At 67.7% G+C, this 14,310-nt stretch carries 18 protein-coding genes; 9 read left to right on the top strand and 9 right to left on the bottom strand.

What is annotated here, in order from left to right; translation table 11 throughout:
• Window positions 1-134: 134 nt before the first annotated feature.
• The gene (locus ABD912_RS00640) at window positions 135-620 is read left to right on the top strand and encodes a universal stress protein (protein ID WP_345147703.1); all 486 of its coding nucleotides are present in this window, start codon (window positions 135-137) and stop codon (window positions 618-620) included.
• 326 nt (window positions 621-946) lie between these two features.
• Here the strand turns inward: ABD912_RS00640 and ABD912_RS00635 are convergent, their stop codons facing one another.
• The 4 genes from ABD912_RS00635 to ABD912_RS00620 all read right to left on the bottom strand — a co-directional run bounded on the left by ABD912_RS00635 (window position 947) and on the right by ABD912_RS00620 (window position 3,742).
• Window positions 947-1,768, bottom strand: coding sequence for a YwaF family protein (locus ABD912_RS00635; protein ID WP_345147701.1), 822 nt, complete (start codon window positions 1,766-1,768; stop codon window positions 947-949).
• 655 nt (window positions 1,769-2,423) lie between these two features.
• On the bottom strand, window positions 2,424-2,729 hold the full coding sequence (locus tag ABD912_RS00630; protein WP_345147699.1) for a transcriptional regulator: 306 nt from the start codon (window positions 2,727-2,729) through the stop codon (window positions 2,424-2,426).
• Window positions 2,726-3,142 (bottom strand): hypothetical protein, encoded by a 417-nt coding sequence (locus tag ABD912_RS00625; protein WP_345147697.1) that lies wholly within the window; start codon window positions 3,140-3,142, stop codon window positions 2,726-2,728. The genes ABD912_RS00630 and ABD912_RS00625 overlap by 4 nt, the downstream gene beginning before the upstream one ends.
• A gap of 309 nt (window positions 3,143-3,451) precedes the next feature.
• On the bottom strand, window positions 3,452-3,742 hold the full coding sequence (locus ABD912_RS00620) for a hypothetical protein (RefSeq protein WP_345147695.1): 291 nt from the start codon (window positions 3,740-3,742) through the stop codon (window positions 3,452-3,454).
• 294 nt (window positions 3,743-4,036) lie between these two features.
• On the opposite strand from ABD912_RS00620, the gene ABD912_RS00615 reads away from it, so the two are divergent.
• From ABD912_RS00615 to ABD912_RS00595, 5 genes are all read left to right on the top strand, one after another.
• Window positions 4,037-4,645 carry a recombinase family protein gene (locus tag ABD912_RS00615; RefSeq protein WP_345147768.1) on the top strand — a complete coding sequence of 203 codons (609 nt, stop codon included), beginning with the start codon at window positions 4,037-4,039 and terminating at the stop codon, window positions 4,643-4,645.
• A gap of 223 nt (window positions 4,646-4,868) precedes the next feature.
• Entirely contained in the window at window positions 4,869-5,099 is a 231-nt protein-coding gene (locus ABD912_RS00610; RefSeq protein WP_425548000.1) for a DUF4193 family protein, read from the top strand.
• A 113-nt stretch (window positions 5,100-5,212) separates the two neighbouring features.
• On the top strand, window positions 5,213-6,073 hold the full coding sequence (locus tag ABD912_RS00605) for a hypothetical protein (protein WP_345147693.1): 861 nt from the start codon (window positions 5,213-5,215) through the stop codon (window positions 6,071-6,073).
• 549 nt (window positions 6,074-6,622) lie between these two features.
• A complete protein-coding gene (locus tag ABD912_RS00600) occupies window positions 6,623-6,988 on the top strand; it encodes a hypothetical protein (RefSeq protein ID WP_345147691.1) in 366 nt (121 codons plus the stop codon).
• 84 nt (window positions 6,989-7,072) lie between these two features.
• Window positions 7,073-8,248, top strand: coding sequence for an MFS transporter (locus ABD912_RS00595; RefSeq protein ID WP_345147689.1), 1,176 nt, complete (start codon window positions 7,073-7,075; stop codon window positions 8,246-8,248).
• Between the two features lie 89 nt (window positions 8,249-8,337).
• On the opposite strand, the gene ABD912_RS00590 is transcribed toward ABD912_RS00595, so the two are convergent.
• Window positions 8,338-8,892 carry a hypothetical protein gene (locus ABD912_RS00590; RefSeq protein ID WP_345147687.1) on the bottom strand — a complete coding sequence of 185 codons (555 nt, stop codon included), beginning with the start codon at window positions 8,890-8,892 and terminating at the stop codon, window positions 8,338-8,340.
• 208 nt (window positions 8,893-9,100) lie between these two features.
• Here ABD912_RS00590 and ABD912_RS00585 point away from each other — a divergent pair, with 208 nt between their 5' ends.
• Both ABD912_RS00585 and ABD912_RS00580 read left to right on the top strand, forming a co-directional pair.
• On the top strand, window positions 9,101-9,589 hold the full coding sequence (locus ABD912_RS00585; protein ID WP_345147685.1) for a transporter substrate-binding domain-containing protein: 489 nt from the start codon (window positions 9,101-9,103) through the stop codon (window positions 9,587-9,589).
• Complete coding sequence (locus ABD912_RS00580) at window positions 9,586-10,584, top strand: cation diffusion facilitator family transporter (protein WP_345147684.1); 999 nt, start codon at window positions 9,586-9,588, stop codon at window positions 10,582-10,584. Before ABD912_RS00585 ends, ABD912_RS00580 begins: the two co-directional genes overlap by 4 nt.
• Window positions 10,585-10,672: 88 nt before the next feature.
• On the opposite strand, the gene ABD912_RS00575 is transcribed toward ABD912_RS00580, so the two are convergent.
• The 4 genes from ABD912_RS00575 to ABD912_RS00560 form a co-directional block, all read right to left on the bottom strand.
• On the bottom strand, window positions 10,673-10,915 hold the full coding sequence (locus tag ABD912_RS00575) for a CDGSH iron-sulfur domain-containing protein (protein WP_345147683.1): 243 nt from the start codon (window positions 10,913-10,915) through the stop codon (window positions 10,673-10,675).
• Window positions 10,912-11,919: a glycosyltransferase family 2 protein gene (locus tag ABD912_RS00570; RefSeq protein WP_345147681.1), complete on the bottom strand. Its 1,008-nt coding sequence runs from the start codon at window positions 11,917-11,919 to the stop codon at window positions 10,912-10,914. Before ABD912_RS00570 ends, ABD912_RS00575 begins: the two co-directional genes overlap by 4 nt.
• Window positions 11,916-12,980, bottom strand: coding sequence for an iron-containing redox enzyme family protein (locus ABD912_RS00565; protein WP_345147680.1), 1,065 nt, complete (start codon window positions 12,978-12,980; stop codon window positions 11,916-11,918). The genes ABD912_RS00570 and ABD912_RS00565 overlap by 4 nt, the downstream gene beginning before the upstream one ends.
• Before the next feature lie 251 nt (window positions 12,981-13,231).
• Window positions 13,232-13,447 carry a hypothetical protein gene (locus ABD912_RS00560; protein WP_345147678.1) on the bottom strand — a complete coding sequence of 72 codons (216 nt, stop codon included), beginning with the start codon at window positions 13,445-13,447 and terminating at the stop codon, window positions 13,232-13,234.
• 280 nt (window positions 13,448-13,727) lie between these two features.
• Between ABD912_RS00560 and ABD912_RS00555 the strand changes: the two genes are divergently transcribed.
• Entirely contained in the window at window positions 13,728-14,294 is a 567-nt protein-coding gene (locus ABD912_RS00555) for an HtaA domain-containing protein (RefSeq protein ID WP_345147676.1), read from the top strand.
• Window positions 14,295-14,310 lie beyond the last annotated feature (16 nt).

The raw sequence follows: 14,310 nt of genomic DNA, 5'->3' as shown, positions 1-14,310 counted from the left end.
GGAAGGCCAGCGATAAACGCCGCACATGGCAGGGCTATTCGGACGGGGGCACCCGAGTTCCGGGCCGACCTTCCACCACCTCCTCCCCGGGGCGCATTATGGAGCCAACCGGCCCCGCGACGGCAGGAGGCCCCATGGACAACGGAACGCCACCGCGCATCGTCGTGGGCGTGGACGGATCCGCTTCCTCGATCGAGGCCCTCAAACAGGCCCAGCGGATCGCCCAAGGGCTCGGAGCCCACATCGAGGCCACCGCCTGCTGGGAAGCGCCCCGCATGGAAGAGGAATACGCAGCCATGGGCATCAAGGGCTTCGAAGAACGCGCCCAACGAACCCTCAACGAAGCACTCACCGCCGCCTACGGCCCGGACCTGCCCGGCAACGTTAGCCCCAAGCTCCAGGAAGGCAGCCCGCGTCCGACCCTCATCGAGGCCAGCAAAAATGCCGTCATGCTCGTTCTCGGCCGGCGCGGCCACGGCGGCTTCCACGGCCTGCTGATCGGTTCCGTCAGCTCGGCCTGCATCGCTCGCGCCCACTGCCCCGTGCTCGTCGTCCATGCCCTGCCGGGAACGTCCAAACACCAGGCCCCGGCAGCGCCCGCGGCCCTTCCCGAGGACTAGATCGGTCCCCCGCCGGGCTGCCATCGAGGAAAACGACGTCCCAACTGCGGAATACTAAAAGTTACACACCTCTGAGCCTGGCAAGTCAGTCTCCGATTCTTCGATGACGTCAATAATCTTTTTCCTAGTGGCAACGGACTTTGTTGCATCCGAGGCCTATCGCAAGAGACACAGAGCACCCCCGGCGGGGGTCAGCGGGTCTCAGCGGTTGCGGCGACGGACGGCTCCGGAGAGCACCGTGGCGAAACCGCACCAGGCGACGTAAGGAACGAGCGCCAGCACGACCGTTCGGCCCGCGGCTGCGGCACGGCGGAGCCAGGTCCGGTTCACCTCTGCCCTCCCGGGCCCAGCATCAGATTCTGCTGGCCTGTCTTGCGTGTGCGGGTCCATGGCCAGGTAATCAACGCCCACAGGGCGAGTACGACGACCAGTTCGACCGCCAGGTACCAGGGCCAAGGGCCCATCAGGTCCAGCGCCGAGGGATTGACCGGTTTGGCATTCAGGAAACCATAGTTGGTGCCGGCCGCGACGTTGAAGCAGAACACCACAACAGCCCAGCCGAGGGTGCACGCGACCGCAGTGCGGAAGGCGGCCCAGTCCGGCCGCAGACCCAAGCCCCAGGTCAGGTAGACAGCCGCCCATACGACGAGGGCATGCTGAAGCCAAAAGTCGATGAAGGCGAGGTCCGGGAATCCCGGACGCACCGCCGGGGTGATCATGGCCTGCGGGTTGAGGGTTAAACCCCAGTAATAGGTCAGCGCGAAGGCCCAACGGGAACGCGTCCACAGCGCATACACCGCCACCATCCACGTCAGGTCCGAAACGTGCAGCGGCAGCGACAAGTCGATGTTCCACCGTGCCGGCAACATTCGGACAATCAGCATGGTGCCCGCATAGGCCAGCAACACGATGGCGAAACCACGGGCGAGACTTTCCTCTGCCCGGGTACCCCGGAGAGCACGGCCCAGCCACACCAAAAGCACCGCACCGGCGGCAACCAGCAGCAGAATCAACCAGTGCGAAAAACCCAAGGGGATGAAGGTCCGCTCGATGGTCAGCCCAGTCATCCGCTCCAGCTCGGCGCCCGGAAACATTCGCTGCGCCGGCCCCGTCTCCGATGCAGCCATCCCACCATCCTCGACCAGCATCTGCTCCCCTCCAACTATCACGAGCCAGTCGACAGCACCGGCGCTGCGGGCACCCCGGCGTCCACACCAGCATAGTGATCCCACCTGCAGCGCCTGCATGTGCCGCCAATCAAATCGGCAAGAACGCCGCCACTTATCTGGCGGCGTTCTTTGACCGCTCGGTGTCACTGGTCACCGATGACGAAGATGCTTGGGGCGGCTTCTGCGAGGGCACCATCGAACGGAAGTGTGTCTTGCAACGGACGGGATGCAAGACAGTCCGGCGAGACACTTTTCATCCCGTTATGATTCTCTATTGGTTCTTGGCAGGTCAGGTATCCGCTGTCGGGCTCGGTGTTGACCTGTCGTGGTGTGACCCATCATCTTTCTGACCGTTGGGATTCCAGGGTGTCTTCACGTCGACGTGTTGTCCGCGGCCGGAATTTCATCCCGTACACCTGCCCGTATCACTCCATGGAGGACATGGAAGAAGATCGCGGCGAAGACCGCGCAGAGCGCCAACCCGGTGGCATTACCCACGATCGAAGGCTGGTGCCCGACAGGCCGACGAGGCGGCGACCTCCGCGGACCGCGCCGGCCCATTGCCCGGATGCGGGATCCGATGTCTGAGGGATCGGCCGCTCACTTGGCGCGTACGTGACAGCGGCATCTGGAGCTATTGTTCGGCGGCCGTTCCGGCAATGCGTCGCAGGATCGCCAGGTTGTTCTCCAGCGCCTGGTCCCCGGCGCCGGTGCTGGCGACCCAGGTCCGCACACGCCGCCCCGACTGGCGCTTGTCGATGGTGATGAAGCCGGCTCCGGCCAGCGCGGTCAGGTTCTGCGACAGGCTTGAGTCGGAAAGGTCGACGGCATCGCGCAAAACACTGAATTCGCACTCGTCCACGGATCGGAGATAGCCCATGATCGAGAACCGCACCGGCGAGTGGATCAGCGCATCCAACTCATGGCGCGCGTGCTTCATCGTACCCCGTCCCTCCGCGGCGCGAAGCGGACGGCCACCACCATAAAAGGCACCGACGCAAGGGCGGAACAGACGAGGCCCAGGCCAAGATGATCGATGTCGCGCCCTATCGCCGCGACCAGCGCGTTCAGGACAAACCAGCAGCCAGCCGCCACGCCGAACGCCCTCTTGCCGCCGCGGGGTGTCACCCCGCTCCTGGCCATCAGCCAGACAAGCCCGATCGCCAGAGCGAACACGGCCGTCGTCACGACAAATCGCGCGGGCCATCCCCACGGAACGACGGTTCCGCCGGGGATGGCGAGCAAACCGGCAGCGAGACAGGCCCAGGAGAACCATCGCGAATCGGACCGCGCACGCTGTCGCGCTGCTGCGGCGGCATGGAGCGAATCGGCAGCGGTTCCGTGATCGGCCATGTCCTTAGTTTACGCATGCTAAAGCACATTATTCTTCTGCATCTTGCTTGCCGCCGCCCCTCGCTCCTGCCTCGATGCCCGGGGGTCCCCCGTGGGGGATCACAGCTACGAATCCAACCGCCACCCCTTGACTCCAGCCACAGGAAGACCGCCCGCCGGTGTCCCACAACCGGTGGCTCTCAAGGCAATTTGTCGAGACACTCTCGCAGGCCACCCACTCCGACACGGGGCAAGCCCAACGCACTCGCATCTCCGGCCCGGACATCATGGTGCGGTGCCGGCGGGATCCTAGGTGCCAGGCTGCGGCAATCAGTCGCCGTCGCCGTCGCAGTCCCAGGTCATGGGCGCGGACGGCGCAGGCTCCGCCACCCCCATATAGGTGCATCCCTGCCCGGTGCCGCCCGCCCGCAGCATGGGGAGGCTCTTCTCGAATTCGGGCACGTCAGGCACCTCGGTGGTAAAGGACTCCACATACACTCCGGGCTGAGCCGCGCCGCGTTCACTCGACGGAACCCACGACGCCGGGTCGGTACCCACCTGCTGCAGGCGGTCCACATGGATGGATACAGGCTGTCCGCTGCCACTCTCGAGTGATTCCACGCCCGCCTCCTGCTCGTACGTGGTTTCAGTGTAGGTACCGGCACTTGGGCCACGAAAGCCCCTTGGTCCACGGGTAGTTCGATCGGAGCCGGGCGATGGCCGGCAAGACCGCCACCCTGAGGTTGAAGCACAAAGACACCACTGTCTCGCAACGGACGGGATGCAAGACAGTCCGGCGAGACACTTTTCAGCCCTTGAAAATTCAAGGGGCCGACTGTCTTGCCACCATGTCTTGCAACCTCCAGCTAGGATTGGTGTCATGAACATCGGTTGCAAGACACTTTCGGGGTGCACGTGGGAAAACTGATCGGCTACGCCCGAGTCTCCACCCGCGCCCAGGACGCGGACCGGCAGACCAGGGACCTGATTGCCGCCGGAGTCCGCCAGGACGACCTCTACATCGACCACGGCGTCAGCGGTGCCCGCGCCACCCGGCCCGCCTTCGACCGGGCCCTGGCCGCCCTCCACGAAGGCGACACCCTGGTCATCACCACCCTGGACCGGCTCGGCCGCTCCACCGTGAACCTGCTCGGCCTCGCCGAACAGCTCAAGACCCGGGGCATCAACCTGCGCGTGCTCAACCTCGGCGGAAGCAACGTGGACACCGGCACCCCCATGGGATCCATGGTCTTCACCGTCATGGCCGCCCTGGCCCAAATGGAACTGGACATCAAACGCGAACGCGTCACCGACTCCGTCACCAAGCGCCGCGCCGCCGGCCAGGACCTCGGCGGACGCCGCCCCGCCTTCACCGACAACCAGATCGAAAACGCCCGCCGCCTCATCGACGCCGGCCAACCCGCCACCCACGTCGCCCGCGACCTCGGCATGTCCCGCGCCACCCTCTACCGCCGCATCGCCGACCTCGACGCCCGCCAATGGGTCAAAACCCAACGGGAATGACCTCCTTGGTCCTCGCCACTTCGGGCCGCACTCATCCCTGATTGGAGAGGTCAAAATCCGTTCATCCCCCTCAGTTGCGAGAGGACGGGTTCCGCACTCGACCTGCGACGGAACCAACCAAGTTCGGACGCCAGAACTAGTCGGGTCAAAATCGATCGATTGGGACTGCTGAAGGTTGGATTCACAGCGTGAGCTGCTCAAGGGATTGATTGCCCCGTGAAGAATGAGTCTCAGGCTGCTTGGGATGGGTTCTGGCGGTGCCGCTCGTGCTCGATCGGGGCGCGGCAGTCCAGGCCCGAATGACGGCCAGGACGGTGCCGGTGTCCCCGGCGGGGAGTTCATCGCCGAGGAGATCATCGCCCAGGTCATCCCGCAGGCCGAGGGCGACTTCACCTGCTACTCCTGCTTCCTGGTCCGGCCCCGGCCGCTGGCCGTGCTTGGATGCCAGCCCTGATCCTCCTTCCCGACGGTGAGCAGCGCCTGAAATGGATACGCCCGGTCGGGAACCAGCCGCGGGCAGTCAGCGTTATCTATTCGTAATGTTCCCTGACTGAATTGCGTGTGAATATGCCTGCAGAATCCGATACCGAAGACAAGCCGAAACCGTTCCTCGGACTGAGTGGCACACAGACCATTGGCTCGGCTTTGGCCGCGGTGACCTCTGCCCTGGTGGGGTCCTTTCTGGGCGTTGCCGGGACGCTGATCGGCGCCGCACTCGGCTCGATCGTTGCCACAGTGGGCGGCGCTCTCTATGCGCGAACACTCAGTTCGGCCACCACCGTGGCCTTGCAGAGAATCCCCCTGCGAGGCAGGGGCGCACTGTCCGCCGACGACGGCGACGCGCTGGCCGCCAGCGCTCCCGCCGAGAGCGACGAGCCTCGAGCCAACCGTGTGAGGTGGCAGTTCACTCCCAAGACCTGGATCAAGATCGGGGCGGCCAGTGCTGCCGCATTCGTTATCGCAATGGTCGGCATCACTGCTGTCGAGTTCGGGACCCATCAGCCCATCTCCAGCCTTGTCTCGTCGACGTCGAGCATCGACGGCGGTGCGACCGGGCCCACGACAACGCTGGGCAAGGCATTGAGCGGCAAGCCGGCCGTCCCGGACGAAACAGAAGAAACAGACGAAACGACCAAGGACGTCGAGGAAGCTCCTGAGCAGGTCGAGGAAGGCGCCAACGGAGAAGATGGCCCGGCTACGGACGGCAGTAGCCCCAATGGCGGGAACGGCAACTCGGCCGGAACCGAGGAGCCGGGAGCGGACACATCAAGCGACACCCCGCCAGCGGACCTCGCCCCCGAAACCGAACAGAGCCCCGAGCCTGACTCCGAGACCGAACAGAGCCCGGAGCCTGTCCCCGAGACCGAACAGAGCCCGGAGCCGGAGGTGTCCTCGGACTCGGGAACGGCCGAGCAGCCCGCGCCGTGATGGCGAAGGTACCAGGTCCAGGCATTCTTGGGCGGCCCTGAAACACGGCTTCGTATCGTCCTCTCGACGGTGCGCCGGAGGGATTCGAGGCGCTTCACCCGGACCCGACCAGTCCACCTCGCTTCAGCCAGAACACCGAACCGCGCACCATTCACTCACTTACTCAAACGAGTGAACGGTTTGAGAACGGGAAGGCCCGCACCCCAGGGTGCGGGCCTTCCTTGGTTTTCCCGATTCGCCGCGCCTTCAAACCTCTCCCAGACCATCAACCGATACCTCAACCTGTCAGGTTGAAGTCCAAGGGATTCGGAAACACTCGTCCATGAATGACCAATTCGACCCTAACCTGACGGACTTGGCATGAGGTTTCTGACGTCAGGCTGAGGTAAATCCAAACATGAGGTCAGGACGTCCCGACCAGAGGCGTGGGCGATTCCATGGGTGCCGTCGACTGGGCCGAAGTCCTGGTTCATGCTTTCCTTGATCAACACAGCTTCGCTGGGGGTTTGCATGGATCACCGGCCCGTTCCGGCACGAGTGCTTCAGGGTGTGGCATTCGCGCTCGCCATCGCTGCCAGCCTCGCCGTCCTGTTCCTTCCCCTGTACACCTCGGAAACAATTTCAGCAGGATCGAGGGACCCGGATAGCCGCAGGGTAACCGAACAGCTGACCCTGCTTGAGGTCAACGGCCCGGCGATCTTCGTGCCGCTGCTGATCCCGGTACTCCTGACGGGGCTTCCCCTGCTGCTCCGTGGGAAAGCATGGAGGGGCCTGTCCCTCGCGGCAACCGTTCTGCTGGCGGTCTTCGCCGTGCTCGGCCTGGCGTCCATCGGCTGGTTCTACCTGCCGGCCCTGTTCGCCTCGGCCGGCGCCCTCCTGGTCCGGCCGGCAAAGCGACCACCCCCGACTTCCTGAGGCACGGCAGGGCCTGCAGTCCCCGGCAAACCGGGGTTGCCCCTTGGGGTGGCATGCTGGTTGGGAGCCCCAAGGAGACGATGCATGACGAAGACCCCCGATGCCGCAGTGCGCCCGGACGCCCGTCCCGGAGTGCCCGATTCCGTGCTGCGCTCGATCGGCTTCTTGGCCTTCTTCGACCGATTCGCCACCCCGCCGATCCTGGTGGTCCTCGCGGCCAGCACCGCCCTCACGCTGGGCCAGGCCGTTGGGCTCGTCGCCGTCTACTCGCTGCTCTACGCGGTCGGCCAACCGATCTGGGGGCTGCTCAGCGACCGGTTCGGCCGGCTGACGGTCCTGCGCTTGGCTCTGGCGGGGGCGATGATCGGCGCCGCGGCCAGCACCCTGTTCACCACGTACGGTCCGCTGCTGGCGGCCCGCGCGTTCACGGGGCTGATGTTCGGTGCGCTGTATCCAACGCTGCTGACCCTGCTCGGCGACACCCGCACCGGCATCGACCGCGCCCGCGGGCTGTCCGACCTGCAGATCTACTCCTCGCTGGGCACTACGCTGGCGACGCTGGGCGCCGGGGCGCTGGCCGTCTTCGTCGACTGGCGGTTGGTGTTCGCCCTGCCGGCGCTGGGGTGCCTGGCGATCCTGGTCGCGCTGCGCGGCGCCTCCTCCCCGCCCCGGACCGGCCGCGGGTTCGCCCTGCGCAAGGCCTTCACCGGCTCGGCGGTGGCCGTGTACCTGCTGGCCATGCTCGAAGGCTCCGTGCTCAACGGCGCAATCACCTACATCGTCCCCGCCCTGCAGGCCGAGGGGGTCGGCATCGGCCTGGCCGGCATCCTCGGCACCGGCTACGCGCTCGGGGTGATTGCCGGGGCGCGGACCATGCGCCGCCTCGTCCACGGCTTCACCCGCACCCAGCTGATCGCCGGCGGCGGCGCGGTACTGGTCGCCGCGTTCGTGGTTTCCGCGCTCTGGGCCTCCCCTGCCTCCTTTACCGCCACCGCGACGCTGATCGGCGCGGCCAACGCCATCCTGCACTCCTCGATGCAGGGGTGGGCGACCGACGTCGCGCCCGAGGCGCGGGCCACGACCGTGTCCCTGTTCGCCGGCTCGCTGTTCCTGGGCGCCTCGCTGGGCACCTTCGCCACCGCCGGCCTGGCCGAAACCGGCAGCTTCGGGACGATCTTCGGCTACGGAGCGCTGGTCAGCGTGGTCCTCACCATCGCCGCGACCCGCGGCCACGCCGTCTGGCACCGCCGGCGCAGCTGACCAAGCCGCCGCAGCACGACGTCGGCACCACGCCCGCTGCCGACGTCGTGCTGCGGCTCCCTTCGGCCGGCCCGGGGGCCGGCCGAAGGCTATGCCACCAAATGGAGGCGCTGCAGGAAACCGAGCTTGACGTTCTTCGGCCGCTGCATCTCCCCGTGCCATGCGCCCAGGACGACGACGGCCCCTGCGAAGACCGGAATTATCCATTGCAGGAATTTCAGCTGATTCTGGGCCTTGGCGAGCTCGGGGCTGGAGCTGGGACCGGGCTCGGTGGCGCCTTCCGCCCCCTCCTCGGCCAGTTGCCCGACCTTGCGTCCCAGCAGGCCGGCATACAGGGTCAGGGCCGCCCCGGTCACGGTGACCCCGGCCTTGATCCAGGTCCACCTCATGACGCCTTCCTGTCCGGCGTAGCGGGCCTTGTTGTCAACCAGAATGGGGCCGAGGGACGCGAGGTGGGCGCCGAAGGCGGCTGCCTGGACAGGCGCCCATTTCTTCCATCCATAGCTGGAGAGCAGTGTCCTTTCGGTGGTATTGGCGGCTTTTGACGCGGCGCCGTTGAGGCCGATGGCGCCCATCAAGGAACCACCGAACCAGGTGGCCGCACTGAGATCGTGGACGGAACGGGCTATCAAGTTTCCGGACATGGAGCGCCCTGCCTTTCGCTGGTTTGGCAGCCGGACCAGCCACAGGCCGGACCGGACCACGGGCCACCCACTCTGCCCCGGACCGGAGGAGAGGTAAAGGGCTGGCGTCCCGCGGGCCCGAACTTTCAGACGGCACTCAGGATTCGACCGGCGCCTGAAGCTTCGTCGACTCGCGGACCCCGCCCGGCCATGGGCTAGGGTCGTTTCAATGAGGAACGTAGCAGCATTTGTCTTACTGTCCGTGCTGGCTGCGGGTCTTCTCACCGGGTGCGGGATCAGCCTCCCCGCCGACCCCGAGAGGACCCTGGACCGGGTCCGTGACGGGCAGCTGCGGGTCGGGGTCTCCACCAACGCTCCGTGGACCGAAACCCCTGACGGGGCCGAGCCGGCCGGCATCGAACCGAACCTCGTGCGCGGGTTCGCGGCCACGCTCAACGCGCGGATCCAGTGGTCGGAAGGCGGGGAACAGAAGCTCGTGGACGAGCTCGAGCGCGGCAACCTTGACCTCGTCGTGGGCGGCCTGACCAAGGACACCCCGTGGTCGGAGAAGGTCGCCGTCACGGCCCCCTACGCGGAGGTCGAGGACGGGCACGGCGAAACGCACAAGCACGTCATGGCCACGCGGCCGGGCGAAAACGCCTTCCTCGTCGAACTCGAGGACTTCCTGGCCGAGCACAAGCCGGAGGTCCAACCGTGAGCATCCGGTTCGGCAGGACGGAGCTGCCCGAACGCCAGGCCCAGAGCCTGAAGAAGGCTATCCGCTTCGAGTGGTTCTCCCTCGGCTTCCTCGCCGTGTTCATCGCCCTGGTGTTCCTGGTGATGGGTAATTCGCAGGCCATGAAGGCCGCATGGATCGAGGATCTGCTCTCCCTGGCCCCGCCCCTCGCGTTCCTCCTCGCGGTGCGCATCGTCAACAGGCCGCCCACCAGGAAGTACCCCTACGGCCACCACCGCTCCGTCGGCGTGGCCCACCTGGTCGCGGGCGTCGCCCTTTTCACCATGGGCGCCTTCCTGGTCTTCGATTCGGCCTCCGGCCTGTTCACGGCCGAACACCCCTCCATCGGCTCCGTGCAGCTGTTCGGGCACACCGTCTGGCTGGGGTGGCTGATGATGGGCGTGATGGCGCTGAGCATCCCCCTGCCGATCTATCTGGGCCGGGTGAAGATGTCGCTGGCGAAGGAGCTGCATGACAAGGTCCTGTACGCGGACGCGGACATGAACAAGGCGGACTGGATGACCGCGGTCGGCACGATCGTCGGCGTCGCCGGCATCGGCGTCGGCCTGTGGTGGACGGATTCCGCCGCCGCCCTGCTCATCGCCGCCAGCATCCTGCGCGACGGGGTCAAGAACATGGGGGCCGCGATCACCGACCTCATGGATACCCGAGCCACCACCTTCGACAGCGGGGAGCCCCACCCCCTCTCGGCCAAGATCGACGGGCATCTGCGGTCCCTGCCGTGGGTCCAGGAGGCCGGCTCCCGCACCCGGGACCAGGGACACGTCCTTCACGTCGAGTCCTTCATCGTCCCCCGGGACGGCCGCGGCCCCTCGTTGGAAGAGCTCGAGGCGGCCCGGGACGCGTGCATCGACCTCGACTGGAAGGTCCAGGACATCGTCCTGGTCCCGGTCACCGAACTTCCCCGGGAAGTTGGAGGCAGCAGCAGCGACCACCAGTCCGAGCGCAACCGCTAGGGGTTCCGCCCGGCACCCGGGACCACGGCGTCGTCCCCGCCTCCCGTGCGGATCGGGCACGACGGCGGGTGCGCCGCGCGCAGGAAGGCTAGGCCTCTCCGCGGGAGCGTTCGAAGCCGGTGAGCTTGTGGCTGCCGTCGCAGAACGGCTTCCTGGCCGAGGCGCCGCAGCGGCACAGGGCCACCGTCCCGCGTCCGGGTTCGATGAGCCGGCCCTCGGCGTCGCGCAGTTCGATCTCCCCGCGGACCAGCAGCGGCCCCTGCGGGCAGACGGTGATTTCGGTGCTGCGGATTTCAGTGGTGCCGATTTCGGTGTTTTCGGAAGCGCTCATGGCCTCGCCCCTTTCTCGGTTGCCAGGAGGCGGAGGGAACGTTCGGGCGAGGCGGCGTCCTGGATCCGGGAGCCGCCGTAGGGGACGCCTCCGGCCGCGCGCAGAGCCAGGGCGGACCACGCGGTGACCGCCCGCTCGGCGACCCACAAGGGAGCCCACGCGGGCGCCGAGGCCCCGAACGCCGTGGTTCCGCCGTTCCGCCGGCGCCCGGCCGCGGCGACGCCGATGCAGGCGGCGGTCCAGAGCAGGTAGCCGGCGGGGCGCCGGGACTGCAGCAGCAGCGCCGGCAGCAATGCCAACTCGGCGGCGAGCCGGGCGGGCTGGGCCTGGGAGTCGTAGGCCTGGCGCACCCTTTGGGACCAGAAGTGCCGGGCGGTCGGCGGGATGCGGGCGACGAACACGTCGTCGGCCCGCTCCTCGCGACCGCCGCGGGCCCGCACGGTCCGGATGAGTTCCAGGTTCTCGAACAGGACGTCCTGCCGGTAGCCGTCCGGCAGGCTGGAGCGGCGCAGCGCCAGCGTCCCCGGGTAGTCGGAGGCGAACGCCCGGTTGACTAGGATGCGGGCCGTGTCCCAGCGGGCGTGCCACGGCAGCGGGCTGTAGTAGTTCTGCGGCCGCACCAGGTCCGCGTCCCGGAGCCGGTCCACCACCTGGCGCAGGGAGCGGCGGCTGTAGCGGACGTCGTCGTCGGCGATCACCACCAGCTCGTGCCGGGCCAGCCGCAACCCGGTCATCGCGCCCACCGCCTTGCCGTTGTACCCCTCACCGCGGGGCGCGTCCGGCCGCACGTGGCGCAGCCACGTCCCCCACAGGCGCGCGTGGCGCTCGAACACCGGAGCGGGCGAGCCGTCGACGACGGTGACATCGACCGAGCGGACCAGCCGGCGCAGGTAGCGGGTGAGCTCCTCGTCCCGCCGGTTGTCCATCCAGCGCACCGGCAGCACGTATTCGACGCCGGCGCCCGGCCCGTTTTCGGTCGGCGCGCCGTCCCTTGTCCGGGTCATGCGGCCTCCGGGGCGGGCAGCGCCGCGAGCAGCGAGGAGCGCCCCTCCTGCCAGGCGCCGAGCTGCCAGGCCCCGACGAGTTCGTCGAGCAGGCACACCGCCGCCGCACCGAAGAAGACGTCGGAGGCCAGCCGCGGATCGGACTCCACCAGGCCTCCGGCGAGGTCGCGGCCGGCGATCTGCTCGTGGACCGCGTCCGCCTCCACGTGCTCGTCGAAGTAGTCAGTGACGGGGGATTCGAAGCCCAGCCGGCGGAAACCCCGGGCGTACTTGGCGTTGGGGATGGAGGAGGTCATCTCGTAGATGGCCAGGTGCCCCACGATGGCTCCGCGCAGCCGGCGCTGCAGCCCGAACAGGCTCATGGCGTTGACCGAGGCGAGCGTGATCGCCGGGAGCAGGTCCACGTAGCGCCCGAAGGCCGGGTCCAGGCCGGCGCCCTCCATGGTCCGGGCGAACAGCTCGGAGTGCATCCGTCCGGCCCGTCCTCCGCCGTACTCGTCGGCCTGGATTTCCACCATGGCAGACTTGGCTCGGCCAGGCAGCCGGGGGATCGCCCAGGTGTGCGGGTCGGCCTCCTTGAGCTGGTAGATGGACTTGTGGACCAGGAACTCGCGGACCTGGTCCAGAGTGGCCTTCCGGGCCACGAAGTCGGACACGGAGGGTCCGTCCCCGCCCTCGGACATCCGGAACAGGGCCTCGGCGACACCCTGCGCGCTGGAGATGGTCCGGTCTTCGAACTCGGCGCCCGCTGCCTCAATGCCTCCGACCTTAATGCCACTACGCAGCCGGTCCTCGAAGGCGGACTCGATCCGGGAGCGCACGGCCAACAGCGCGGGGTGCCATTCCCAGCGGTCGTCCACGCCTTCGATCCCGGAGTAGTGCAGTTCGTAGAGGCAGAGCAGCGCCAGCTGCAGGTCGTCGTCGTACAGGATGTCGTCCGTGGCGCGCAGCGCCGCATCCACCGCCGACTCCAGCGTCGGCAAGGGGGCGTCGAAGTCGTTGCGGCCCAGCGCGGCGAGCAGTTCGGCGGAGACGGGGCCGCGGGTGGCCGGTACGTGCAAGGGGTCCTCCTCTGTCCAGGGGGGCCAGCCCGGCATCACCTTTGATCGGCTGCCGGGCAGCCGGACAGATCGGCCCGCCGAGCTCACGGTCCCGTACCGCCCACCCTTCTCCCCGCACCCGGGCATGTCAAGGGTGTGAAGCAGTCCCTTGATTTCGCTTCGGCCAGAGAGCGGGAAGTGCCGCAGGCTTTTGGCCATGGCGCCGACCCCGGTGGAGCCAGTCCGCCAGGGGTTCGGCGCGTGCGCCTTGCCTACCGGTCGCCGGCGAGGGTCCGCATCGCTTCGGCCAGCGTTTTGAAGGCACCGGCGAAGTATCCGTCGGCCCTACGGGCCTCGAACCGCGCGTCGTCGGCCTTCCGCACGTCGCCGAGGACCAGGTCCCGGCTCCGGTCCCGCACGATGAACCTGTCCGCTCCCTCGGGCACCGCATCCAGGTCTCCGATACTCACCGTTTGCTGATCGTTCATTGGTCGCTTCTCCTTTCCCAACCCGGAGTACAACCACCGGGTACACCACTATGTTCCAACGCGCCGCCAACGGGGCTCCCCGACACGGAGTTGCCGCCCTCGGCCGGCGCCCAGGGCCCGGCCGAGGGGATGTCGCTGCGGTCGCGACCCCGCGCGGCAGAGGGCCGGCCCCGGTGCACGCCGGCGGGATCCGCGAAAAGGGGAGGGCGCATCAGAAGGGCCAAAATCCGGGCGGACACCTCTCGGGAATACGTGTGAGCGGCAGCATAGGAACCCATAAATGTTTGACAAAATCAGTGACGACCGGAACTCTTGGTACGTGGAAACGGACCTCATCCCCGGCGACGTCCCCTCCGGGCTGTATTGGAGGGTCAAGGGCTCCTTCGTCGCGTACCTGACATCGATGGCGGACGGAACCTGCGCGATCTCCGACGGCGCCGACGTCGACGCCACCGGCCTGTTCCGGTTCCCCGCAGCCGCCGCGGCAAACCCGGGGCCGGACGCCTGGACGCTCCGCTTCGGAGGAACCGTCCGCTTCAGCGGCCACTTCGGCGCGCTCGCCATCACCGTCGACCGCCCCGCGGTCGAACTGACGCCCGCGGGCGGGTCACTGTCCGCCGCCACCGGGAAACCGGACGACCGGCGGATCCAGCTGGCCACGCTGCGGCCGGCCGCCCCGGCCCGGATCGGGGAAACGCTCCTATGGCCGCCCCTGGTCCCGATCCTGACCGGCGAGGGCAGCGAACTGTTCGGCGGAGCGTACCCGCCCGGCCTGGAGCTCGACCCCCTCACCATCGCCGTCGGGGCCGCATCCGTCGAGGCCGCCAGCATGAAGGCCGCGGGATGAAACGCTCCCCGAACCG

The organism is Arthrobacter ginkgonis (assembly GCF_039540195.1).
GTDB lineage: Bacteria > Actinomycetota > Actinomycetes > Actinomycetales > Micrococcaceae > Zafaria > Zafaria ginkgonis.
The sequence above is the reverse complement of the archived record's forward strand: the minus strand, read 5'-3'. Positions and strand labels throughout refer to the sequence as shown.

Bases quoted from the DNA above. Each gene is read 5' to 3' on its own strand.
- ABD912_RS00640 (WP_345147703.1), top strand. From the start codon at position 135: ATGGACAACGGAACGCCACCGCGCATCGTCGTGGGCGTGGACGGATCC.
- ABD912_RS00635 (WP_345147701.1), bottom strand. From the start codon at position 1,768: ATGCTGGTCGAGGATGGTGGGATGGCTGCATCGGAGACGGGGCCGGCG.
- ABD912_RS00630 (WP_345147699.1), bottom strand. From the start codon at position 2,729: ATGAAGCACGCGCGCCATGAGTTGGATGCGCTGATCCACTCGCCGGTG.
- ABD912_RS00625 (WP_345147697.1), bottom strand. From the start codon at position 3,142: ATGGCCGATCACGGAACCGCTGCCGATTCGCTCCATGCCGCCGCAGCA.
- ABD912_RS00610 (WP_425548000.1), top strand. From the start codon at position 4,869: ATGAGTCTCAGGCTGCTTGGGATGGGTTCTGGCGGTGCCGCTCGTGCT.
- ABD912_RS00605 (WP_345147693.1), top strand. From the start codon at position 5,213: ATGCCTGCAGAATCCGATACCGAAGACAAGCCGAAACCGTTCCTCGGA.
- ABD912_RS00595 (WP_345147689.1), top strand. From the start codon at position 7,073: ATGACGAAGACCCCCGATGCCGCAGTGCGCCCGGACGCCCGTCCCGGA.
- ABD912_RS00590 (WP_345147687.1), bottom strand. From the start codon at position 8,892: ATGTCCGGAAACTTGATAGCCCGTTCCGTCCACGATCTCAGTGCGGCC.
- ABD912_RS00585 (WP_345147685.1), top strand. From the start codon at position 9,101: ATGAGGAACGTAGCAGCATTTGTCTTACTGTCCGTGCTGGCTGCGGGT.
- ABD912_RS00575 (WP_345147683.1), bottom strand. From the start codon at position 10,915: ATGAGCGCTTCCGAAAACACCGAAATCGGCACCACTGAAATCCGCAGC.
- ABD912_RS00570 (WP_345147681.1), bottom strand. From the start codon at position 11,919: ATGACCCGGACAAGGGACGGCGCGCCGACCGAAAACGGGCCGGGCGCC.
- ABD912_RS00560 (WP_345147678.1), bottom strand. From the start codon at position 13,447: ATGAACGATCAGCAAACGGTGAGTATCGGAGACCTGGATGCGGTGCCC.
- ABD912_RS00555 (WP_345147676.1), top strand. From the start codon at position 13,728: ATGTTTGACAAAATCAGTGACGACCGGAACTCTTGGTACGTGGAAACG.